This is a genomic window from Streptomyces rubellomurinus, assembly GCF_000961885.1.
Taxonomy (GTDB): domain Bacteria; phylum Actinomycetota; class Actinomycetes; order Streptomycetales; family Streptomycetaceae; genus Kitasatospora; species Kitasatospora rubellomurina.
Map to the genome: position 1 here is coordinate 94,800 of NZ_JZKH01000003.1, position 20,722 is coordinate 115,521.

Below are 20,722 nucleotides of genomic sequence, written 5' to 3' on the forward strand. Positions count from 1 at the left end.
TACTTCCGCGAGCACGTCAACAGGGGGGCCGAGCTTTCCCTCGCACGGGTGGTGCTCGGCGCCTCGCGGGCGGGTAGATGCCTCTCCGAACCCGTGACCACCCGCTGACTCCCGCGCGACCGCCACCGCGCGAAGGCGCCTCACCCGCAGGGACCACATGTGAACGTGCGCAAGAACATCGCCGTCCTCGCCCTGACCGCCGCACTGACGGCCGGCCTGGCCACGTTCGGCCTCCCGGCCTCCGCCGCCGAATGCGGTGTCCGCTCGGACGGGAGGCTGTACTGCGGCAACAAGGCCGGGGCCAAGGGCTATGCGGACCGCTCCTACCGCTCGGCGACCCGCGGCCAGCTCAACGGCACCTTCAGCTGGTTCCAGTGCTGGGGCCACGGCGACCCCCACCCGGGCGGCAACGACATCTGGTACTGGACCGAGCTCGACAACGGCGCCTGGGGCAATGTGCCCGCCGTCGACGTCTCCACCGGTCAGGACCCGGCTCCCGGGCTGCGGGAGTGCTGACCGGCAGCGTCGGCGTGCTCCCGAGCGCGCCCGTGAGCGCGCTCAGGAACTCAGCGAGGCCGCTCCGCCTCCGGTGAGACGGGCCGTACCCGCCCGGCCCGGGCCTCCAGGTGCCGGCGCTCGGCGAGACTGGCCGTGGCCTTCGCGGCGCGCAGGTAGTGCTCGTACGCCCCGGCGGTGTCGCCGGTGCGCTCCAGCAGGTGCGCCCGGACGGAGAGCAGCCGGTGGTGCCCGGCCATCCGCGCGTCGCCGTCCAGGGCCGCCAGCAGGGCCAGCCCGGCGTCCGGGCCCGCCACCTCGGCCAGGGCGATCGCCCGGTTGAGCGTGACCATCGGGTTGGGCGCGATGCGCTCCAGGATCAGGTAGAGCGCGTGCACCTGCCGCCAGTCGGTCTCCTCGGCCTCGGCCGCGTCGGCGTGGGTGGCCGCGATCGCGGCCTGCAGCTGGTACGGGCCGAGCACCGGGCCCGCCAGCGAGGCCTTCACCAGGGCGGTGCCCTCCTCGACCATCGCGCCGTCCCACGCCGTGCGGTCCTGCTCGGCCAACGGCACCAGGTCCCCGGCGGCCGTCGTCCGGGCCGCCCGGCGGGCGTGGGTGAGCAGCATCAGCGCGAGCAGCCCGGAGACCTCGCCGTCCTCGGGCAGCTGCGCGTGCACCAGGCGGGTGAGGCGGATCGCCTCGCCCGCGAGGTCCGGGCGGGTGAGGTCGGTCCCCGAGGAGGCGGTGTAGCCCTCGTTGAAGATCAGGTAGAGCACCTGGAGGACGACCCGCAGCCGCTCCTCCCGCTCCGGGCCGGCCGGCAGCTCGAACCTGCTGCCGGCCGCCCGGATCCGCTGCTTGGCCCGGCTGATCCGGGCCGCCATCGTCGCCTCCGGCACCAGGAACGCGCGGGCGATCTCGGCCGTGGTCAGCCCGCCGACCGCCCGCAGGGTGAGCGCCGTCCGGGAGGCGGCGGTCAGCGTGGGGTGGCAGCACAGGAACAGCAGGAGCAGCGTGTCGTCGGTGTCCGGCACGTCCTCGGGCGGTGCGGGTTCGGCGGCCGTCGCCGCCTCGCGTGCGCGGCGCGCGTGGTCGCTGCGCAGCTGGTCGACGTACCGCCGGGAGGCGACCGTCACCAGCCAGCCGCGCGGACTGCCCGGCACCCCCTCCTCGGGCCACTGGACGGTCGCGGCGAGGACGGCCTCCTGCACGGCGTCCTCGCAGCCCTCGAACTGTCCGTAGCGGCGTACCAAGGTGCCGAGGACCTGCGGCGCGAGCTCGCGCAGCAGGCCCTCGAAGTCCGGTGCTGTCATGCCTCCAAGTGTCCGTCGGAGAACATCACCTGCCGCACCTCGACACCCAGGCCCTCGACGGCGGCGTCCGGGATGCGCGCGGCCAGCTCGATCGCGCGCTCCCGGTCCTCGCAGTCGACCAGGTAGAAGCCGCCGAGGAACTCCTTGGCCTCCAGGAACGGGCCGTCGGTGACGACCGGCTGCCCGCCGCGGACGGTCACCACGGCCGCCTGCGCCGGGTCGACCAGGGCCTGCGTGGTGATCAGCTCACCGGACGCCTTCAGGTCCTCGATGAACGCGCCGTGGCCGGCGCCGATCGCGGCCTTCTCCTCGTCGGTCAGCGCCTCCAGCACGGCCGGGTTGATGTGCAGGCTGATCAGGAACTTCATCTCGGGACTCCCTCGGGTGCGCGGGCCCCGGCGGGGCCCTTCGACGGGTGGTCGGAGCGGCCGCCGCCTTCTTGACGTCCCGCGGCGGAAATCTCCCACGACTTTTCCGGTCACCGCGGCCGGCCGCGCCGGTGTCAAGAAACGCCCGGCCGCTCCGACCCCGGTCCGAACGCTCCACGACCCGAGAGAACACGGAGTTCCCGAGATGCGAGTCACCCGGGCACGGCTGGGACTGGCCGTCCTCATGCTGCCGACCCTGATCGTCGCGATGGACACGACGGCACTGCTCCTCGCGCTGCCCCGGCTGAGCGCCGACCTGGGGGCCGACAACGTCCAGCAGCTGTGGATCAGCGACGGCTACGGGCTGATGGTGGCCGGCCTGGTCATCACCATGGGCACGCTCGGCGACCGGATCGGCCGCCGCCGGCTGCTGCTGGGCGGCGCGGCGGCGTTCGCGGCGCTGTCCGTCGTCGCGGCCTTCGCGGCCGGGCCGCTGATGCTGATCGTCGTCCGGGCGCTGCTGGGCGTCGCCGGGGCGACCCTCGCCCCGTCCACCCTCGCGCTGATCACCAACCTGTTCCGGGACGACCGCGAGCGCGGCCGGGCCATCGCGCTGTGGGCCACCTGCCAGTTCGCCGGCGGCGCGGCCGGGCCGGTGCTGGCCGGACTGCTGCTGCAGCACTTCTGGTGGGGGTCGGTCTTCCTGGCCGCCGTCCCGCCGATGGCGGTGCTGCTGCTCGCCGGGCCGTTCGTGCTGCCGGAGTTCCGGGGCGGCGCGGCCGGACGGCTCGACCCGACCAGCGTCGCGCTGTCGCTCGCCGCGGTGCTGCCGATGGTCTACGGCATCAAGCAGCTGGCCGTGCGGGGCACTTCGGGCGGGGCGGTCGTCCCGGCGGCGGCGCTGGTCCTGGGCGCGGCGGTCGGCGCCGTCTTCGTCCGGCGGCAACTGCGGCTGGAGACCCCGCTGCTGGACCTGCGCCTGCTGCGCGGCCGCCCGTTCGCGGCGGTGCTGGTCTCGCTGGTCCTCGCCGGTGTCGCGATGGCCGGGACGGGCCTGCTGGTGACCCAGTACCTGCAGGGCGTACTGGGCCACTCCCCGGTCGTGTCGGCGCTGCTGTTCGCCCCGATGGGCCTGGGCGTCGCGGTCGGGACGATGACGGCGCCGGCCCTCGCCGAGCGGGTGCCGCAGACCACCGCGATCGCGGGCGGCCTCGCGGTGTCGGCGCTCGGCGCCCTGCTGCTGGTCGGCGTCGACGGGCCGGGCTCGCTGCCGCTGGTGATGGCCGGCATCGCCGTCCTGGCGCTGGGCACCGGGCCGCTGTTCGCGCTGGGCACCGGGCTGGTCATGAGGTCCGTGCCGCCCGAGCGGGCCGGCTCGGCCGCGTCGATGTCGGAGACCGGCAACTACTTCGGCGGCTCGCTCGGCTTCGCGCTGCTCGGGGTGCTCGCCGCGGTGGTCTACCGGGACCGGGCGGCCGGCGGCTCGGACTCGCTGGCCGGCGCGCTCGCCGCCGCCGAGCACCTGCCCGCCGACCGGGGCGCGGAGCTGCTGCGCGGCGCGCGGGCGGCGTTCACCGCGAGCCTGCACGTCACCGGCCTCGTCGCGGCGGCGATCTTCGCGGGGCTGGCCGTCCTGGTCCTCGCCCTGCGGCCGGGAGCCCGGACGGCGGGTGTTCCCGAAGCCGTTCGGGCCCCCGAGGCCGAGCGCGCCGCGAGGCCGTAGCCGGCTCACTCCAATCGGCCAGCAGCGCTCGCCCGGCCCGGGGCCCGGTGACAGCGTCGTCGGTGAGCCGGCGCCGTCGGGCCGCCGGCCGACCGTTCCGAGGGAAGGAAACGCCATGGCCAAGGAAGGACTGCGGGTCACCGTCCAGGGGGAGCTGCCGCACGAGGTGCTGGAGCGGATCGGTGAGGCGGTGCGCAGGGCCGTCCTCAGCGAGGTCGCGTCGCTCGACCTCGCACACCCGCTGCACGAGGTGCCGTTCGGCGAGCACGGAGGCCTGCGCGACGCGGTGGAGGCGGTGATCAAGCGGCCGGGTCCGATCGGGATCGTCATGGCGCCGGAGAAGTAGTGGGCGACGCCGAGGCCGGGGCGGCCGGGGCAGGGGTGACGTGCCCGAGCAGTCTCTGCGCTCCGGGCCACCTGCTGCTCGGCATCGTCCGGCCGGACGGGACCGTCGCCGCGCTGCGTCGGCCGCTGACGGTGGACGCCGAGTTCGCGGCCCGGGCCGCCGCCCCCGGCCTGCGCCCGCCGGAGGCGCGATTCCGCTTCGCCGGGCCCTGCGTCGGGGCGGCCTGCGGTCAGTGGGTGGCGGAGCGGTGCTCGATCGGCGACGCGCTGGCGGGCGCCGCGCAGGAGGTCGGCGCGGACGGCCTGGGCGGCCCGCTGCCGCCGTGCGCCGTTCGCCCGACCTGCCGCTGGTGGCGGCAGGGCGGCCCCGCCGTGTGCCACGTCTGCGACCGGGTCGTGCACACCACCTCGCAGGAGGCCGGCGAGGCCTCCCCGGGCCAGGCCTTCCCGGGCTAGGCCTTCCAGCGCGGGTCGCGGCCGGAGGCGGCCAGCGCGTGCTCCCACGCGCAGGCGCCCTCCGGCAGCGCGACCGCCCCGGCGAAGCCCGCGTACTGGCGGTACAGTTCGGCGTTCTCCTCGGCGATCTCCCGCACCAGCGCGGCGAGTTCGTCGTCGACCGCGACCTGCCCGCCGGTCGCCACGGCGACGTCCCAGGCGTGCAGCACCAGCTCCAGGAGCAGCATCCGCGCGATCCCCACCGCCGGCACCGGCGACCCGCCGAGGTCGACCTCGCCCTCCCACGCGGCCGGTGCCTCCCAGGCCGCGGCGGCCCGCTCCAGCTGCGCCGCGTACGCCGCGCGCCAGTCGGCGTCGGCGGCGAAGTCGCGGGCGATCAGCTCCCCGGGCAGCTCGGTGCGCCGGGCCCGGTGCTCCAGGCCGTGCCCGGTGTACAGCACCCAGTGGTTGATCAGCGCCCGGGTGTCGAACTCCGTGCAGGGAGTCGGCGCGTCCAGCGGCTGCCCGGCCGGGACGGCGGCGGCCGCTCCGGCGGCGAGGGCGGCGGCGCGGGCCAGGAAGGGGTGCATCGGGTGAACGGTCATGCCCCCGATCCTGCGCGGGCCGGTGCCGCCCGGTCTTGAAGAAACGCGACACGTCCTACGCTGGCGGTCATGGACTCACCCGAGCTCGGCCGCGGCGTGCTCCACCCCGCCCGGGCCGCCGAACTGATCACCGTCGAGCGGCTCGCCCCGCACCCCGAGGTGGCGCGGTTCGTCGAGTACTACTGGCTGGTGCGCTGGGACCTGAACGGCCGTGCCCCGTACGAGCAGAAGGTGCTCTCCCACCCCAACGTCCACCTGGTCCTCGAGGCGCCCCGGGCCCGGGTGTACGGGGTGGACCGCTCGCTGTTCGTCCGCCGGCTGGAGGGCGCCGGGCACGTGCTGGGCGTCCGGTTCCTCCCCGGCGCGTTCCGCGGCCTCGCCGGGCACCCGGTGAGCGACCTCGCCGACCGGTCCGTCCCCGCCGCCGACTACTTCGGGCCCGAAGTCGACCGGCTCAACGAGGAGTTGGTCGACGGTGCGCCGGACGCCGGGCGCGTCGACGCCTTCCTCCGCCCCCGGCTGCCCGCGCCCGACCCCCTCGCCGAGGAGGCCGCCGCCCTGGTCGACCGGATCACCCGCTCGCCGGACCTGCGCCGGGTCGACGAACTGGCCCGGGAGTCGGGCCTGCCCGTGCGCCGCCTCCAGCGCCTGTTCGCCGAGTACGTCGGCGCCTCCCCGAAGTGGGTGCTGCGCCGCGCCCGGCTGCACGAGGCCTCGCAACGGGCGGTTTCCGGCGGCGAGTTGGACCTGGCCGCGCTCGCCGCCGAGCTCGGGTACGCCGACCAGGCCCACCTCACCAGGGACTTCACCGCCGCGGTCGGCATCTCCCCGGCCCGCTACGCGGGTTCACGCTGAGGCGCCGGCCGGCTCAGGCCCCGAGCAGGCGCTGCAGCTCGTCCAGCACGAAGTTGGCGGCCGTGTACCCCATGCCCTGGAACCACAGCTGGTCGTCCACCGGGAACGCCCGGTGCGCCCGCACCGCCCCCAGCGCCTGCCAGCCCGGGCTCGCCAGCACCGCCGCGGTGCCCGCCGCGGCCGGATCGCCGTACGTGGCGTAGAGCAGCAGGTCGCCGTCCGCGCGCGCGAGCTGGTCCGGCGGCAGCTCGACGTCGGACTGGTCGGTGTTCTGCGCGTCCGGCCGCGCCACCCCCGCGTCCGCGAGCACGATCCCCGGGAAGCTCTGCCGCCCGAACATCCGCACCCCGCCGCCCGCCGTGAACCGCACCAGGCTCACCTTGCGCCCCGACAGCTTGGCCGCCGACAGCGCCTGCGCCACCTGGCCCGCGTGCTTCTGGTACGCGGCGACGAAGGCCGCCGCGGCCGCCTCCCGGCTCAACGCCTGCGCGTGCAGCTGGAAGTCGGCCTTCCACGGCGCCCCGGTGGTCTGGCTGAGCACGGTCGGGGCGATCTCCCGCAGTTGCTCGTACCGGTCGCCGTCGCGGGTCTGGTTGGAGAGCAGCAGGTCCGGCCGCAGCGCGCGGACGGCGGCCAGGTCGGGGGCGCCGGCCGGGCCGACCAGGCGGATGCCGGCCACCCGGGAGGCCGGCCAGTAGTCCGGGAAGCCGGTGTCCCCGGCCGGGAGCGCGGCGCCGACCGGCGTGATGCCGAGGGTCAGCGCCGAGTCCAGGGCGTCGGTGTCCAGCACGACCACCCGCATCGGCGCGCCCGGGACCAGGACCGGGCCGGTCGCGGCGGTCACGGTGACCTGCGGCAGCGGGGCGGGGGAGGGCTGCGCCGCCGTCTCCACGCCGTCCGTGGTCGGCGCGGCCGGATGCCGTCCGGTGCACCCGGCCAGGGCGGCCGCGCCGAGGCCGGCGAGCAGGGCGCGACGGGTGAGCTGGGTGCGGCGGGCGGTGCGGTGCATCGGCGGGGTCCTCGGGCGGCCGGGGCTTCGGGGTGCGTCGATTATGTCCGGATTGGTGGGTGGATTTCCGCTAAGTGCCCGATCGGCGCCCGGGGCGGGTGCGGCGATCGGTTGGATAGCCTGGCGGCATGCCCGATACCTCGTCCGCGCCCGCCCCGCTCACCGTCGGCTTCGACCTCGACATGACGCTGCTGGACACCCGGCCGGGTATCCACGCCACCTACCTGGCGCTCGCCGCCGAGACCGGCGCCTTCATCGACGCCGACCTGGTGGTCACCCGGCTCGGCCCGCCGCTGCTGGACGAGCTGCGCAACTGGTTCCCGGCCGAGCACCTGGACGAGATCGCGACCCGCTACCGCACGCTCTACCGCGACCACGCCTTCGCCCCGACCGTGGCCCTGCCCGGCGCGCACGAGGCCGTCGAGGCGGTGCGCGCGCACGGCGGCCGGGTCGCGGTCATCACCGGCAAGTACGAGCCGAACGCCGTCCTCCACCTGGAGCACGCCGGGCTGACGGCGGACGCGGTGGTCGGCGACCTGTGGGCGGAGACCAAGGGGGAGGCGCTGCGCGCGCACGGCGCGAGCGTCTACGTCGGCGACCACCTCGGCGACATCCGCGGCGCCAGGCACGCGGACGCCGTCGCCGTGGCGGTGGCCACCGGCCCGTTCGGCGCGGACGAGCTGCGCGCGGCGGGCGCCGACGTGGTACTGGCGGACCTCACCGCCTTCCCGGCCTGGCTCGCCGGGCACCTGGGCTGAGGGACCGCTACGGCTGCACCCGGCGGCGCTGGGCCCGGGCGTTCAGGAGCAGCCCGACGAGCGCGCACAGGAAGCCGGCCGGCATCAGCATGCTGAGCCAGTACGCGGCGGTCGGCAGCCGCGTCAGGTGCAGGAACAGCGGCACGAAGGTGGCCAGCGTGACGAGCGCGCCGACGCCGAAGACGATCGTCCCGGCCTTGACGTACGCGTCGCCGGGGTCGGCGCTCTGGCTGCTCACGACTGCTCGCTCCTCGGGGTGGGCTGTGCTGCCACCAGTCTCGCAGAGCGGCCGCCGGGCCGGTCCGCCGGAGCGGACCGGTCACGTTGCGCAGTTTTCCGGCAGCGATGCGTTTTGATCCCTGCTGAGCGGGGGTATGCCCGGGATGCCGAGGGGTGCGACTGGTGCGCCCCGTGTCCTCTGATCCGGGGGTGTGAGCCGATGGACAGTGCAGAGCCGCGCCCCGGCCGTGCCAGGACCGGGTCGCCCGTGTGCGCGAGATCCCCGCGTCCGCACCGCCCCGAGCGGATCCTGGACCGCCGATCCCTCGCGGTACGCGGATGAGGCCGTGACGGACCGTTAGTCTGCTCCCGACAGCGTGCCGACCGTGAGCGCCCGCGGGCGCCGAGTCGAGATCGGCCGCAGTTTCCCCATCACCCCGTGATCCCCGGCCCGGGCCGGGAATCCCTCACACCCATTCGAGGACTGTTCGAGATGCCCACCGGCCAGGTCAAGTGGTTCAACGAGACGAAGGGCTTCGGCTTCCTGTCGCGCGACGACGGCGGCGACGTCTTCGTGCACACCAAGGCGCTGCCCGCCGGCATCACGTCGCTGAAGCCGGGCCAGCGGGTCGAGTTCGGCGTGGTCGCCGGCCACCGCGGCGACCAGGCGATGGCCGTGCAGCTGCTGGAGGCGATGCCCTCGGTGGCCGCCGCCCAGCGCCGCAGCGCCGACGACATGGCGCCGATCGTCCAGGACCTGATCACCACGCTGGACGCGGTGCTGCCGGGCCTCCAGCACGGCCGCTACCCGGCCAAGCCGACCGGCCAGAAGCTGGCCGGCCTGCTGCGCGCGGTGGCCGACCAGTTCGACGTGTGAGACGCGGGGGCCGTGCGAGGCGTACGAGCCGTGCGAGTGGTGTGAGACGTGCGGGCGGTCCGAGGGCCGAGGCCGGTCAGGACGGCCGGAACGCGAGCGCACCCGGGTCGAGCGGGGGCACCAGCCCCTCCGCCGCGGCCCGGGTGAGCAGCGCGCGGACGGCCTCGTAGCCCTCGTCGCCGAGGTCCTCGGTGAACTCGGTGACGTACAGCCCGATGTGCTGGTCGGCGACGTCCGGGTCCATCTCCTGGGCGTGCGCCAGCACGTACTCCCGGCTGGCGGCGGGGTCCGCCCACGCCTGCCGGACGGAGGCCCGGACGGTCTCGGCGAGGGCGTGCAGCCGCTCGGCGCCGAGCGAACGCCTGGCGACGATCGCGCCGAGCGGGATCGGGTGGCCGGTCTCCCGCTCCCAGGCCTCGCCCATGTCGGCGAGGCTGTGCAGCCCGTACTGCTGGTAGGTGAAGCGGGCCTCGTGGATGACCAGGCCGGCGTCCACCCGGCCGTCCCGGACGGCGGGCATGATCTCGTGGAACGGCAGGACGACGATCTCGCCGAAGCCGCCCGGCACGGCCTTCGCGGCCCAGAGCCGGAACAGCAGGTAGGCGGTGGAGCGCTCGGAGGGGACGGCGACGGTCCTGCCGGCCAGTGCCTCGGGGGAGTCGACGCCCGGCAGGGTGAGCACCAGCGGGCCGCAGCCGCGCCCGAGCGCGCCGCCGCAGGGCAGCAGGGCGTACTCGTCGAGGACCCACGGCAGCGCGCCGTAGCTGATCTTCAGCACGTCGAGTTCGCCGCGCTCGGCCAGGCCGTTGGTGACGTCGATGTCGGCGAAGGTCACCTCGGGGGCGTCCGCCCCGGGCACCAGGCCGTGCGCCCAGGCGTGGAAGACGAAGGTGTCGTTCGGGCAGGGCGAGTACGCGATGCTCAGCCGTTCAGCCACGGCCGGCCTCCTCGATGAGTACGGGGACGGGCAGCGCGGCGAAGGCCCGCTCCAGGGCGGCGAGGGCCTCGCCGATCCGCCAGGCGGCCCGGTCGCGCGGGCCCACGGGGTTGGACACCGTCCGCAGTTCCAGGGCGGGCACGCCGTGCCGGGCGGCGGCCTCGGCCACGCCGAAGCCCTCCATCGCCTCGGCCGCGGCGCCCGGGTGACGGGCGGCCAGCGCGGCGGCCCGCTCGGCGCTGCCGGTGACGGTGGAGACGGTCAGCACCGGGCCGACGACGGGCGTGTCCAGGGACTTCACGGCCGCCGCGAGGACGGCCGGGGGCGGGGTGTGCCGGGCGGTGCCGAAGCCCAGCTCGGCGACGTCGGCGAAGCCCTCCGCGGTCTCGGCGCCGAGGTCGGCGGCCACGATCGCGTCGGCCAGCACGGTGGCGCCGACCGGGGCGTGCGGGGCGAAGCCGCCGGCGATCCCGGCCGAGACGGCCAGGGCGTAGCGGCGCGCCGCCAGCGCGGCGGAGGCGCCGGCCGCGGCGGCCGCCGGGCCGACGCCGGCCGCCAGCACGTCCACGGCGGCCGCCGGGCAGCGCCACAGCCCGCCGCCGGGCAGCGGCAGCGCCTCGGCGGGGCCGGGCAGTCCGCGCAGGACGGCCTCGGCCTCGGCCGGGACCGCGACGACGACGAGCAGCCGGGCCGGTACGGGGCCCGACTGCTCGTGCTGCGCGCCGGTGACGGCGGGCGCGGTCTGCGCGGTCATCGCAGGACCGTCAGCTGTCCTGCGGGTTCAGCTGGAAGTACCAGATGGCGGTCGGGTTCTCGAGGCCCTTCTCGCCCTCGAACACCGTGATGACCGTCGGCTGCCCGTTGTTGTTCAGCACGCTGCCGGCCGGGTGGAGGCCGGAGAACGTGGAGGTCTTGCTGTAGGCCGAGATCAGGAACTGCCGGCTGCCGGTCGCCCCGCCGCCGTTGCTGAGCGCCATCCAGCCCTGGTCCGCCACCTGCGGGGAGACGCCGATGCCGACGCGGTCGCTCAGCTTGACGTCGGAGCCCGGCAGGGTGCCGTCCTTGGAGGCCTTGTTCGCGTCCGCCAGGCACTTCTCCTGGTCGGCGTCGGACAGCGGCTTGCCGTCGTTGTAGCAGAACGGGTCGTGGGCCGAGGAGGAGCGGCCGACCGTCAGGGTGACGCGGTGGTCGTTCATCTCCTGCTTGTCGGACGCGACGGCGATGGACCCGCCGACCGTGCCGGCGCCGACCACGACGACGGCGCCGAGGGCGGCGATGACACGGGGATTGAGGCTCATGGGTCAGAATCTACCGGGCCGGGGCGATCACGCTACGCGGGGGTGGCCACCGCGTGTTGCCGGGCGGGCGGCCCGGCCGGCCGCTCAGGCCACCCGGGGCGCGGCCTGACGCCGCCGCAGGCCCACCCGCAGCAGGGTGCGGGCCGTCCACAGCAGCACCAGCCCGACCACCGCGGCGGCCACCGACAGGCCCAGCACCCCGTTCAGCGGCAGCAGGATGCCGACCGCGCCGCCCGCCACCCAGGACAGCTGCATCAGCGTCTCCGAGCGGGCGAACGCCGAGGTGCGCACCGCCTCCGGGACGTCCCGCTGGATCAGCGCGTCCAGGGCCAGCTTGCCCAGCGAGGCCGCCATCCCGGACACCCCCGCCACCAGCACCACCGTCACCACGCCGTACCAGAGCGCGGCCGCCGCCGTCACGCAGGTGGCCAGCAGCAGCATCGCGGTGACCGTCGCCTCCGGGCCCCGGGTGCGCAGCCAGGAGCCCAGCACCGAGCCCAGCGCGTTGCCGGTGCCCGCCGCCAGCGCCACCAGGCCCAGGGCGAGGGTCGGCCGCAGTCCGCCGATCGGGTCGGTGCGCAGCAGGAACGCCAGGAACATCACCAGGAAGCCGACCAGCCACTTCATCGCCGACATGGCCCGCAGCGCCAGCACCACGGACGGGCCGACGGTGCGCAGCGAGGCCTTGACCGGCGGGGTGCGGTGGGGCAGGAGGTGGGAGCCCTCGCCGTGCACCTCGGCGTGCAGGACGGCCCGCTGCTCGCCCTTCGCCGAGTCGACCTCGTGCGGCAGGTGGAAGGCCATCAGGGTGCCGACCACGAACACCAGGAACGCGCCGCGCAGCGGCCAGCCGGGCCCGATCAGGTGCAGCAGCCCGCCCACCCCGGCGGCCACGCCGGTGGCCAGCAGCCCGGCCAGGGTGACCCGGGAGTTCGCCTTGACCAGGGACAGCCGGCTCGGCAGCAGCCGCGGCACCACCACGCTGCGCACCACCCCGTACGCCTTGGAGGCGACCAGCACGCCCAGCGCCTCCGGGTAGAGCGCGAGGCCGCCGCCGGTGATCACCCCGGCCATCGTCCAGGCCAGGACGGCGCGGGCGAGCATCGCCATCGCCATGGCGGCCCGGCGGCCGTGCGGCAGCCGGTCCAGCAGGGGGCCGATCACCGGGGCGAGCAGGGCGAAGGGGGCCATCGTGATCAGCAGGTAGAGGGCGACCCGGCCGCGGGCCTCGCCGGTGGGCACCGAGAAGAAGATGGTCGAGGCCAGCGCGACGGTGATCAGCATGTCGCCGAAGGAGTTCAGCGCGTGCAGTTCGATCAGCTTCGCCAGGCCGGACTCGCCGGCGCCCTCGGCGGAGGTGGCGCGGCGGATCCGGCGGCCGGTGCCGTGCACCACCTTGCCGGTGCGGGCGCCGGCGGCGGAGGCGGTGCGGATCAGGAAGTGGCGGCGGGGCTCGGGGGCGTCCTCGTCGAGCCGGTCCTCGTCCTGAGGTTCCTCCGGAGGAGGCTCGTCGGCCGGCGGCCGCTCGGCCGGTTTCGGGTGCTTGACCAGGCTCACCGGGGTGCCGGGCGCCCCGGGGCCGCCCTCCGGCCGCGGTTCGCCCGCGCCGAGGACCGGGGTCTGCCGTCGCGGCACGGCGTCCGCGTCGTCGGGGCTGCCGGCCTGCGGGGCGCGCAGTGCGTGCTGCGACGGTTTCTCGTCCGCCACAAGCCCATCCTGCCCCAGATTCACCGCGGTGACGCGGGATTGTGCGGCCCTCGGCGCGGCCCCCGGCGGACCGCCCGCCCGCCCCGGACTGTGCCCGGGCGCCGACCGGCGGGTAGCCTGCCCAAGGTCCTACCCCGCGGCCGGGGCGCCGACCGGCCCGGACGAGCGGCGCGGCCGGTACCGCGGCGGGCCACGGTCGCGCAGAATGGACCAGGGACCACCGAGCCGCGACGGAACAGGCAAACACGCCGTGGGCGACAGAAGAACTGGGAGAGAATCGACGCCGTGAGTGCTGCGATGCGAAGCCGTACCCCCGACCGGCTCTGTGCCGAGGCCGTCGAACTCGCCCGTCAGGCAGCCGAGGAGGCCGTCGGTGCGGAGGTCGTCGGGCCGCACCTCGGGGTCCAGGCGGACGCCGACCGCGTCGTCACCCACACCTTCGAGTGCCTGGACGCCGCCTACCGCGGCTGGCACTGGGCGGTCACCGTCGCCCGGGCCCCGCGCGCCAAGAACGTCACCCTGGACGAGGTCGTGCTGCTGCCCGGCGCCGACGCCGTCCTCGCCCCCGAGTGGGTGCCGTGGAGCGAGCGGCTGCGCCCCGGCGACATGGGCCCCGGCGACCTGCTGCCCACCGGCGCCGACGACGAGCGGCTGGAGCCCGGCTGGAGCGGCGAGGACGAGCCGGCGCCGAACTCCGCGGTCGCGCTGGTGGCCGACGAGGACGTGGTCGTCACCGACCCGCACGTGCAGCCCGCCCCGGCCCGCGCCCAGATCAACGCCGTCGCCGAGGAGCTCGGCATGGGCCGCAGCCGGGTGCTCTCCCGGCTCGGCCTGCACCTGGCCGCCGACCGCTGGGAGAAGGCGCACGGCCCGCAGTCCCCGATGGCGCAGGCCGCGCCCGCGGCGTGCGTCAGCTGCGGCTTCCTGATCCCGATCGGCGGCTCGCTCGGGCAGGCCTTCGGCGTGTGCGGCAACGAGTTCGGCCCGGCGGACGGGCAGATCGTCTCCTTCGCGTACGGCTGCGGCGGGCACTCCGAGGCGGCCGTGATCCCGGCCCCGCCGGCGCCGGCCGAGCTGATCCTCGACGAGCTGGTCGTCGAGCCGATGCAGCTGCACCCGGACCGCGCCTCCGGCTCGGTCGAGCCGGACGCCCCGGCCGAGGAGCTCGGCCACTCCTGACGCTCCGTCCCGAGGCCCGTCCCGCCGATCCGGCGGGGCGGGCCTCGGCGTTCCCCGCGGCGGTGCTCCGGCGGGGCCGTGGTCCGGAGCAGTCAGTGGGGCAGGGAAGAATGCCCCTACGACGTACAGGGCGGCGGAAGGCGGCAGGTCCCGTGGAACCTCGGATCATCGGCAGCGGCACGGACGAGCACCTCGCGGACCCCTTCGGGTGCGCCGGGCTGCGTCGGCGGGTGCTGGACGCCTGGGCCGCCTCGCCGGCCCGGTTCCGGGAGGACGCCAACGCCGAGGAGGAACTGGCGCTCGGCGGCTACCGCGACCGCCTGGTCGTCGAACTGGCGCAGAACGCGGCCGACGCCGCGCTGCGCGCCGGACACGGCCCCGGGCGGCTGCGGCTCACCCTCGCGGACGGCGTGCTGGCCGCCGCCAACACCGGCGCCCCGCTGGACGCGGCCGCCGTCGAGTCGCTGTCCACCCTGCGCGCCTCCTCCAAGCGCGGCGAGGCGCCCAGCGTGGGCCGCTTCGGCGTCGGCTTCGCCGCCGTCCTCGCCGTCACCGACGAGCCGGCCGTGCTCGGCGCCGCCGGCGGGGTGCGCTGGTCGCTGGCCGAGGCCCGCTCGCTCGCCGAGGCGCAGCCCGCGCTGGCCGACGAGCTGCGCCGCCGGGACGGCCACGTGCCGCTGCTGCGGCTGCCGTTCGGGGCCGAGGGCGAGGCCCCCACGGGCTACGACACCGTGGTGGTGCTGCCGCTGCGGGACGCCGCCGCCGAGGACCTCACCCGCCGGCTGCTGGCCGGGATCGACGACGCGCTGCTGCTCACCCTGCCCGGCCTGGCCGAGGTCGTGGTGGAGACCCCGGAGGGCGTCCGGACGCTCACCCGCTCCGCCGCCGAGCCCCGCCCGGACGGCGTCACCGAGGTCACCGTCACCGACGACGCGGCCGGGCTGCCGCGCCGCACCGTCTGGCAGACCGCCGGCGCCTCCGGCACCCTGGACGCCGCGCTGCTCGCCGACCGACCCACCGAGGAGCGCAGCCGCCCGTACTGGACCGTCACCTGGGCGGTGCCGGTGGCCGAGGACGGTACCCCGCAGCGGCCCGGGATCGCGCCGGTGCTGCACGCGCCCACCCCCAGCGACGAGCCGATCGGCCTGCCCGCGCTGCTGATCGCCTCCTACCCGCTGGACTCCACCCGCCGGCACGTCGCCCCCGGCCCGCTCGCCGACTTCCTCACCGAGCGCGCCGCGGACGGCTACGCCGACCTGCTGCGGGCCCGCGGCGCCGACCTCGGCTCGCTCGGCCTCGTCCCCGGCCCGCTCGGGCAGGGCGCGCTGGACAACGCGCTGCGCGCGGCCGTCCTCTCCCGGCTGCCCGACACGCCGTTCCTGCCGCACCCCGCGCCGGTCGAGGAGGAAACGCCCGCGCTGCGGCCCCGGGACGCGACGCTGCTGGAGGGCGCGGACGGATCGGTGGTCGAGGCGCTGGCGCCGATCTTCCCCGGGCTGCTGCCGGCCGGGCTGGAGCGCCGCACCGAGCTGCGGGTGCTGAACGTGCGACGGGTGCCGCTGGCCGAGGTGGTCGACCAGCTCGGCGGCCTGGACCGCGACCCCGGCTGGTGGCGCAACCTGTACGCGGCGCTCGGCGGGGCCGACCCGGAGGCGCTGGGCGCGCTGCCGGTGCCGCTCGCGGACGGGCGGACGGTCACCGGGCCGCGCCGCGTCCTGCTGCCCTCCGAGGACGCCGACTGGGCGGCCTTCCCCGGCTACCCCGAGTCGCTGGCCGGCGCGCTCGCCGCGCTCGACCTGCGCCTCGCCCACCCCGAGGCCGCGCACCCGCTGCTGGCCAAGCTCGGCGCCGGCACCGCGACCCCGGCCGGGGTGCTGGACACCCCCGAGGTGCGCGCCGCCGTCGCCCGCTCCTACGAGCTGGCCGAGGACGACCTGGACGCCGCGCTCGAACTCGCCGACGCCGTCCTGGCGCTGGTCAAGGCCGCCGCCCCCGAGCCGGGCGAACACCCCTGGCTGGCCCGGCTGGCGCTGCTCGACGACGAGGGCGAGCCCGCCCGCGCGGGCGAACTCCTGCTGCCCGGCAGCCCGTTCGCCGCGATCGCGCGCGAGGAGGACGCCGGCTGGGTGGACGAGGAGCTGCTGGAGCGCTGGGGCCCCGAGGTGCTGGCCGCGGTGGGCGTGCCGACCGACTTCGTCCTGGTCCGCGCCGAGGACGTGGTGCTCGACCCGGACGACCTGGAGCGGCTCGACCCCACCGCCCCCGCCGACCGCGCGGCCGGCGGCCACCCCACCGGGCTGCTCGACGAGGCCCCGGACGGCCTCGCCGAATGGGCCGAGGACGCGCTGGAGGCGCTGAACGCGGACCAGGCGGTCGGCGTGCCGCCGGTCGCCGCCGAACTGCTGGCCGTCCGCGACCTCGACCTGGTGGACGACGACGCCTGGCCCGAGGCGCTGGCCGCGCTCGCCCGCCCGCCGTACCGGGACGCCGTGGTCAGCCCCGTCCGCACCCTGCTGCCGGACGGCACCTACGCCGACCTGCCGCCGTACACCGCCTGGTGGCTGCGCGACCACCCGGTGCTGGACGGCCGCGAGCCCGCCGGGCTGCGCGCCGCCGGCGCCGACCCGCTGCTGCGCGGGCTGTACGACGAGGCGCGCACCACCCTGGACGAGCAGTTCCTGCACGCCCTCGGGGTGCGCACCACACTGGCCGCGCTGCTCGCCGAGCCGCACGGGCCGGACGAGGTGCTGGACCGGATGACCGACCCGGAGGCCGAGGTCGGGCACCGCCAACTGCACGGCATCCACAGCGCGTTGGCCCGGGTCGACGTCGAGCGGATCGAACCGCTGGACGTGGTGCGGGCGTTGCCGCCGCTGGACCCGGCCACCGGGCGCCGCCCGGCCCACACCGTGGTGGTGGACGCCACCGAGGCGGTCGTCGCCGACGCCCCCGACCTGGTCCAGCTCCTGCACCCGTACCCGCTGCTGCCCGTCGCCCCGGCGCTGGCCGCGGACCTCGCCGAGCGGCTGCACGTGTCGCTGGCCAGCGAGGTGGCCGGCGGCCGGGTGCTCTCCGAGGGCGTGCTGCACCGGGTCCCCGCCGTGGTGCGGGAGCTGCTGCCCGGCTGCCCGGTCGCGTACGAGGAGCACGAGGAGCTGCTGGTCGTCGGGCCGGACGGCGCCGAGGCGGCCGTCGACTGGCGGTGGGACCAGACGGCCGGGGCGCCGGAGCCGCCGTACGACCCGGAGCTGGCCGAAGCCGCCGACGAGGACGACGAGTTCGAGGTCCCGCCGGTGCCCGGGCTGCTGCACGCCGCCACCCCGGAGGGCCTGGCGGCCGGGCTCGCCTGGTCGGTCGGGCAGTGGCACCGGCGGTTCGAGGTGCTGGCCGCGCTCAGCGAGCCGGACCGCGCGTACGAGCTGTCCGCGGCCCGGGACTTCGAGGGCTAGTCCCTCCCTAGGCGCGCGGCTTGAGCCGCAGGTAGACGGTGGTGGTGACGGTCAGCCAGACGGCGCCGAGCGTCACCGCCACCGCCGCCTTCAGCGGCCGGACCGGCACGCCGATGCCCGCCATCACCAGGGCCACCAGCCCGGCCGCCAGCACCCCGCCGACGAAGGCGATGAACGCCTCCAACTCCCCGCCTCTACGCGTCATGCGGCCATGCTAGGTGCGGGGGGTGGCGTCATTCCAGGCCGCGACGCTTCATGACGGCCCAGGCGATCTCCAGCGCCGCGCCGCAGACCAGCGCGATGGCGACCCCGATCCACGGGTCGCGGTAGCCCACCAGGCGCAGCTGGAAGAAGTCCGAGAACGCCGGGACCAGCAGCACCAGCGCGAAGGCGCCGCCCATCGCGCCGATCAGCAGCAGCCGCCACCAGGAGTACGGGCGGGCGACGATGGCGAGCACCCAGATGGCGATCAGGAACAGCGTCAGGGTGGCCACGCTGGTGTCGGCCTTGAGATCGGTCGCGTGGTCGGCGCGGGCCAGCGCGTAGGCGACGAAGGTGCCGGTGCCGGCGATCGCGCCGCCCGGGACGGCCAGGCGCAGCACCCGCTTCACGAAGCCGGTGCGGGCCCGCTCGTTGTTGGGGGCGAGGGCCAGGAAGAAGGCCGGCACGCCGATGGTGAGCGTGGACAGCACGGTGGAGTGCCGGGGCAGGAACGGGTACGGCGAGTGGGTGAAGATCACCAGCAGTGCCAGCAGCACCGAGTAGACCGTCTTGACCAGGAACAGCGAGGCGACCCGTTCGATGTTGCCGATCACCCGGCGGCCCTCGGCGACCACCGCGGGCAGGGTCGCGAAGGAGTCGTTCAGCAGCACGATCTGGGCGACGGCCTTGGTGGCGTCCGAGCCGGTGCCCATCGCCACGCCGATGTCGGCGTCCTTGAGCGCGAGCACGTCGTTGACGCCGTCGCCGGTCATCGCCACGGTGTGGCCGCGCGACTGCAGCGCGCCGACCAGCAGCCGCTTCTGCTGCGGGGTGACCCGGCCGAACACGCTGGTGCGGTCGGCGGTGTCGGCCAGCGCCTGCGGGTCCTCGGGCAGGGAGCGGGCGTCCAGCGGGTGCTCGGCGCCGGGCAGGCCCAGGTGGGCGGCCACCGCGCCGACCGAGACCGCCGCGTCGCCGGAGATCACCTTCGCCCGGACCCGCTGCCCCTCGAAGTAGCGCAGGGTGTCGGCGGCGTCCGCGCGCAGCCGCTGCTGCAGCACCACCAGGGCGAGCGGGACGAGGTCGGCCGCCGGGTCGGGGGCGTCCAGCGGGACGGGCGTGCGGCCGAGCAGCAGCACCCGCAGGCCCTGCGCGCCCAGCTCGTCCACCTCGGCGAGCGCCGGGTGCCCGGCGGGCAGCAGCACGTCCGGGGCGCCGAGCAGCCAGCTGGCCTCGCCGCCCTGCGGCTCCAGCAGCTGCACGCCGCTCCACTTGCGGGCGGAGGAGAACGGCATCGCCTCGATCACCCGCCAGCCGTCGCCCCCGGGCGTGGCGCCCCCGGAGGTGCCGCCCCCGGAGGTGTCGCCGCCGCGCCCGTACTTGTCGATCACGGCCTGCATGGACGGGTTGGGGCGGGCGTCGGCGCCGGCCATCACGCCGAGCGCGTGCTTGATGGTGTCCTTGTCGACCGGCGCGGGCTCGCCGTTGGCGATCACCCGCAGGTCGATCACGTCCATGCCGCCCTCGGTGAGGGTGCCGGTCTTGTCCAGGCAGACGGTGTCCACCCGGGCCAGGCCCTCGATCGCCGGCAGCTCCTGCACCAGGCACTGCTTGCGGCCCAGCCGGATCACGCCGATCGCGAAGGCGACCGAGGTCAGCAGCACCAGGCCCTCGGGGACCATCGGGACGATGCCGGCCACCATCCGACGCACCGCCTCGCGCCAGTCGCGGCCCTCGACGGCCAGCTGGCTGATGATCAGGCCGAGGGCGGTGGGGATCAGCAGGTAGGTGATGAACCGCAGGATGCTGTCGATGCCGCTGCGCAGCTCCGACTTCACCAGGGTGAACTTGCTGGCCTCCTCGGCCAGCTGCGCCGCGTAGGCCTCGCGGCCGACCTTGGTGGCGGTGAACGCGCCCGCGCCGGCCACCACGAAGCTGCCGGACATCACCTGGTCGCCCGGGTGCTTGAGGACGGGGTCGGGCTCGCCGGTGAGCAGCGACTCGTCGATCTCCAGGCCGTCCGCCTCGCTGACCAGGCCGTCCACGATCACCTTGTCGCCGATGCCGAGCAGCACGGTGTCGTCGAGCACGATCTCGGAGACGGCGACCTGCTGGACGGTGCCGTCCCGGCGCACCTGCGGGCGGGCCTCGCCGATCAGGGCCAGGCTGTCGAGGGTCTTCTTGGCGCGCAGTTCCTGGATGATGCCGATCGCCGTGTTGGCGACGATGACCAGGCCGAAGAGGCCGTCCTGGATCGGTCCGACGATCAGGATGATCCCGAACATGATGCCGATGATCGCGTTGAAGCGGGTGAAGACATTCGCCCGGACGATCTCCCGGGTGGAGCGGCTGGACCGCACCGGTACGTCGTTGACCTGCCCGTTCGCGACCCGCTCGGCGACCTCGGAGGCGGTCAGGCCACCGCGGCGGCCGGGCAGCAGGCCGAGCGGGTGGGCGCCGTCCGGCCGGATGCCGTCCGCGGGCTGCTCGTCCGAAGGGTGCGCAGGCTGCGTCATGGCACCGACTCTACGGGCGCCTCATGTTCGGTGCGTGCTACGAAAAGACTATTCAGTCCGACTGGGTGGCCGCGGCCTGGCCGTCGCCGTCCGCCTCCTGGCGGGAGGCCTCGGCGGCGCGGTCCCGGGCGATGGCGGCCCGGCGGGCGCGGCAGTACCAGAGGCCGATCAGGCCGAGCAGGCCGCCGGAGAGGCAGATCCACGGCCAGGTGCCGTGGCCGTGGTCGGAGAGCGTGCCCTGGAAGGGGACCAGCGCCAGGAAGGCGACGAACCACAGCACCGTGCCGCCGCCGACGATGGCGACGTCGTTGGCCTCCAGCGGAGGGGGCGAGGGGTGCAGCGGGGTCTTGGGCATGGGGCCTAGCGTACGGTGCGGCGGAGGTTCCCCGGCGGCTGCCGGGGGTGGCGGCGGTCCGTACGGGCGGCGGCCGGC

At 75.9% G+C, this 20,722-nt stretch carries 21 protein-coding genes; 9 read left to right on the top strand and 12 right to left on the bottom strand.

Translation table 11 applies throughout. The features are described 5' to 3' along the window. Positions 1-159: 159 nt before the first annotated feature. The gene (locus tag VM95_RS02690; protein ID WP_045692336.1) at positions 160-516 is read left to right on the top strand and encodes a hypothetical protein; all 357 of its coding nucleotides are present in this window, start codon (positions 160-162) and stop codon (positions 514-516) included. Between the two features lie 50 nt (positions 517-566). On the opposite strand, the gene VM95_RS02695 is transcribed toward VM95_RS02690, so the two are convergent. Together VM95_RS02695 and VM95_RS02700 are read right to left on the bottom strand one after the other, a co-directional pair. After that, the gene (locus VM95_RS02695) at positions 567-1,808 is read right to left on the bottom strand and encodes an RNA polymerase sigma factor (RefSeq protein ID WP_045692337.1); all 1,242 of its coding nucleotides are present in this window, start codon (positions 1,806-1,808) and stop codon (positions 567-569) included. Next, the gene (locus VM95_RS02700) at positions 1,805-2,176 is read right to left on the bottom strand and encodes a YciI family protein (RefSeq protein WP_045692338.1); all 372 of its coding nucleotides are present in this window, start codon (positions 2,174-2,176) and stop codon (positions 1,805-1,807) included. Before VM95_RS02700 ends, VM95_RS02695 begins: the two co-directional genes overlap by 4 nt. A gap of 205 nt (positions 2,177-2,381) precedes the next feature. On the opposite strand from VM95_RS02700, the gene VM95_RS02705 reads away from it, so the two are divergent. The 3 genes from VM95_RS02705 to VM95_RS02715 all read left to right on the top strand — a co-directional run bounded on the left by VM95_RS02705 (position 2,382) and on the right by VM95_RS02715 (position 4,700). Continuing rightward, on the top strand, positions 2,382-3,899 hold the full coding sequence (locus VM95_RS02705; protein ID WP_045692339.1) for an MFS transporter: 1,518 nt from the start codon (positions 2,382-2,384) through the stop codon (positions 3,897-3,899). A 115-nt stretch (positions 3,900-4,014) separates the two neighbouring features. Next, positions 4,015-4,245, top strand: a complete 231-nt coding sequence (locus VM95_RS02710) for a hypothetical protein (RefSeq protein ID WP_045692340.1) — start codon at positions 4,015-4,017, stop codon at positions 4,243-4,245. Further along, entirely contained in the window at positions 4,245-4,700 is a 456-nt protein-coding gene (locus tag VM95_RS02715; RefSeq protein ID WP_045692341.1) for a hypothetical protein, read from the top strand. The genes VM95_RS02710 and VM95_RS02715 overlap by 1 nt, the downstream gene beginning before the upstream one ends. On the opposite strand, the gene VM95_RS02720 is transcribed toward VM95_RS02715, so the two are convergent. Next, a complete protein-coding gene (locus VM95_RS02720; RefSeq protein ID WP_045692342.1) occupies positions 4,697-5,284 on the bottom strand; it encodes a TIGR03086 family metal-binding protein in 588 nt (195 codons plus the stop codon). The genes VM95_RS02715 and VM95_RS02720 overlap by 4 nt on opposite strands. A gap of 69 nt (positions 5,285-5,353) precedes the next feature. Here VM95_RS02720 and VM95_RS02725 point away from each other — a divergent pair, with 69 nt between their 5' ends. Next, a complete protein-coding gene (locus VM95_RS02725) occupies positions 5,354-6,139 on the top strand; it encodes a helix-turn-helix domain-containing protein (RefSeq protein ID WP_045692343.1) in 786 nt (261 codons plus the stop codon). Between the two features lie 13 nt (positions 6,140-6,152). Here VM95_RS02725 and VM95_RS02730 read toward each other — a convergent pair whose 3' ends face one another. After that, complete coding sequence (locus tag VM95_RS02730) at positions 6,153-7,148, bottom strand: ABC transporter substrate-binding protein (protein ID WP_045692344.1); 996 nt, start codon at positions 7,146-7,148, stop codon at positions 6,153-6,155. A 128-nt stretch (positions 7,149-7,276) separates the two neighbouring features. Between VM95_RS02730 and VM95_RS02735 the strand changes: the two genes are divergently transcribed. Further along, on the top strand, positions 7,277-7,906 hold the full coding sequence (locus VM95_RS02735; protein WP_045692345.1) for an HAD family hydrolase: 630 nt from the start codon (positions 7,277-7,279) through the stop codon (positions 7,904-7,906). Between the two features lie 7 nt (positions 7,907-7,913). Here the strand turns inward: VM95_RS02735 and VM95_RS02740 are convergent, their stop codons facing one another. Next, the gene (locus VM95_RS02740; RefSeq protein WP_045692346.1) at positions 7,914-8,144 is read right to left on the bottom strand and encodes a hypothetical protein; all 231 of its coding nucleotides are present in this window, start codon (positions 8,142-8,144) and stop codon (positions 7,914-7,916) included. Between the two features lie 474 nt (positions 8,145-8,618). On the opposite strand from VM95_RS02740, the gene VM95_RS45055 reads away from it, so the two are divergent. Continuing rightward, positions 8,619-9,002 (top strand): cold-shock protein, encoded by a 384-nt coding sequence (locus tag VM95_RS45055; protein WP_045692347.1) that lies wholly within the window; start codon positions 8,619-8,621, stop codon positions 9,000-9,002. Between the two features lie 76 nt (positions 9,003-9,078). On the opposite strand, the gene VM95_RS02750 is transcribed toward VM95_RS45055, so the two are convergent. The 4 genes from VM95_RS02750 to VM95_RS02765 form a co-directional block, all read right to left on the bottom strand. Next, positions 9,079-9,939 carry a 1,4-dihydroxy-6-naphtoate synthase gene (locus VM95_RS02750; protein WP_045692348.1) on the bottom strand — a complete coding sequence of 287 codons (861 nt, stop codon included), beginning with the start codon at positions 9,937-9,939 and terminating at the stop codon, positions 9,079-9,081. Continuing rightward, positions 9,932-10,693, bottom strand: a complete 762-nt coding sequence (locus VM95_RS02755) for a futalosine hydrolase (RefSeq protein ID WP_052707102.1) — start codon at positions 10,691-10,693, stop codon at positions 9,932-9,934. Before VM95_RS02755 ends, VM95_RS02750 begins: the two co-directional genes overlap by 8 nt. 10 nt (positions 10,694-10,703) lie before the next feature. Then, positions 10,704-11,237, bottom strand: a complete 534-nt coding sequence (locus VM95_RS02760; protein ID WP_045692349.1) for a hypothetical protein — start codon at positions 11,235-11,237, stop codon at positions 10,704-10,706. 84 nt (positions 11,238-11,321) lie between these two features. Beyond that, on the bottom strand, positions 11,322-12,671 hold the full coding sequence (locus VM95_RS02765; RefSeq protein ID WP_078859553.1) for an MFS transporter: 1,350 nt from the start codon (positions 12,669-12,671) through the stop codon (positions 11,322-11,324). A 570-nt stretch (positions 12,672-13,241) separates the two neighbouring features. Here VM95_RS02765 and VM95_RS02770 point away from each other — a divergent pair. Together VM95_RS02770 and VM95_RS02775 are read left to right on the top strand one after the other, a co-directional pair. Next, positions 13,242-14,123: a DUF3027 domain-containing protein gene (locus VM95_RS02770; RefSeq protein WP_045692350.1), complete on the top strand. Its 882-nt coding sequence runs from the start codon at positions 13,242-13,244 to the stop codon at positions 14,121-14,123. Between the two features lie 152 nt (positions 14,124-14,275). After that, a complete protein-coding gene (locus VM95_RS02775; RefSeq protein ID WP_078859536.1) occupies positions 14,276-17,572 on the top strand; it encodes a sacsin N-terminal ATP-binding-like domain-containing protein in 3,297 nt (1,098 codons plus the stop codon). 7 nt (positions 17,573-17,579) lie between these two features. Here the strand turns inward: VM95_RS02775 and VM95_RS42245 are convergent, their stop codons facing one another. From VM95_RS42245 to VM95_RS02785, 3 genes are read right to left on the bottom strand one after another with little or no spacing between them, the layout of a single operon-like run. Beyond that, positions 17,580-17,777 carry a hypothetical protein gene (locus VM95_RS42245; RefSeq protein ID WP_157881979.1) on the bottom strand — a complete coding sequence of 66 codons (198 nt, stop codon included), beginning with the start codon at positions 17,775-17,777 and terminating at the stop codon, positions 17,580-17,582. Between the two features lie 28 nt (positions 17,778-17,805). Then, positions 17,806-20,289, bottom strand: coding sequence for an HAD-IC family P-type ATPase (locus VM95_RS02780; RefSeq protein WP_078859537.1), 2,484 nt, complete (start codon positions 20,287-20,289; stop codon positions 17,806-17,808). A 52-nt stretch (positions 20,290-20,341) separates the two neighbouring features. Beyond that, positions 20,342-20,644 (bottom strand): DUF2530 domain-containing protein, encoded by a 303-nt coding sequence (locus tag VM95_RS02785; RefSeq protein WP_045692351.1) that lies wholly within the window; start codon positions 20,642-20,644, stop codon positions 20,342-20,344. Positions 20,645-20,722: the final 78 nt, after the last annotated feature.

Bases quoted from the DNA above. Each gene is read 5' to 3' on its own strand.
- VM95_RS02785 (WP_045692351.1), bottom strand. From the start codon at position 20,644: ATGCCCAAGACCCCGCTGCACCCCTCGCCCCCTCCGCTGGAGGCCAAC.
- VM95_RS02710 (WP_045692340.1), top strand. From the start codon at position 4,015: ATGGCCAAGGAAGGACTGCGGGTCACCGTCCAGGGGGAGCTGCCGCAC.
- VM95_RS02735 (WP_045692345.1), top strand. From the start codon at position 7,277: ATGCCCGATACCTCGTCCGCGCCCGCCCCGCTCACCGTCGGCTTCGAC.
- VM95_RS02730 (WP_045692344.1), bottom strand. From the start codon at position 7,148: ATGCACCGCACCGCCCGCCGCACCCAGCTCACCCGTCGCGCCCTGCTC.
- VM95_RS02725 (WP_045692343.1), top strand. From the start codon at position 5,354: ATGGACTCACCCGAGCTCGGCCGCGGCGTGCTCCACCCCGCCCGGGCC.
- VM95_RS42245 (WP_157881979.1), bottom strand. From the start codon at position 17,777: ATGACGCGTAGAGGCGGGGAGTTGGAGGCGTTCATCGCCTTCGTCGGC.
- VM95_RS45055 (WP_045692347.1), top strand. From the start codon at position 8,619: ATGCCCACCGGCCAGGTCAAGTGGTTCAACGAGACGAAGGGCTTCGGC.
- VM95_RS02760 (WP_045692349.1), bottom strand. From the start codon at position 11,237: ATGAGCCTCAATCCCCGTGTCATCGCCGCCCTCGGCGCCGTCGTCGTG.
- VM95_RS02755 (WP_052707102.1), bottom strand. From the start codon at position 10,693: ATGACCGCGCAGACCGCGCCCGCCGTCACCGGCGCGCAGCACGAGCAG.
- VM95_RS02695 (WP_045692337.1), bottom strand. From the start codon at position 1,808: ATGACAGCACCGGACTTCGAGGGCCTGCTGCGCGAGCTCGCGCCGCAG.
- VM95_RS02780 (WP_078859537.1), bottom strand. From the start codon at position 20,289: ATGACGCAGCCTGCGCACCCTTCGGACGAGCAGCCCGCGGACGGCATC.
- VM95_RS02720 (WP_045692342.1), bottom strand. From the start codon at position 5,284: ATGACCGTTCACCCGATGCACCCCTTCCTGGCCCGCGCCGCCGCCCTC.
- VM95_RS02705 (WP_045692339.1), top strand. From the start codon at position 2,382: ATGCGAGTCACCCGGGCACGGCTGGGACTGGCCGTCCTCATGCTGCCG.
- VM95_RS02770 (WP_045692350.1), top strand. From the start codon at position 13,242: ATGCGAAGCCGTACCCCCGACCGGCTCTGTGCCGAGGCCGTCGAACTC.
- VM95_RS02700 (WP_045692338.1), bottom strand. From the start codon at position 2,176: ATGAAGTTCCTGATCAGCCTGCACATCAACCCGGCCGTGCTGGAGGCG.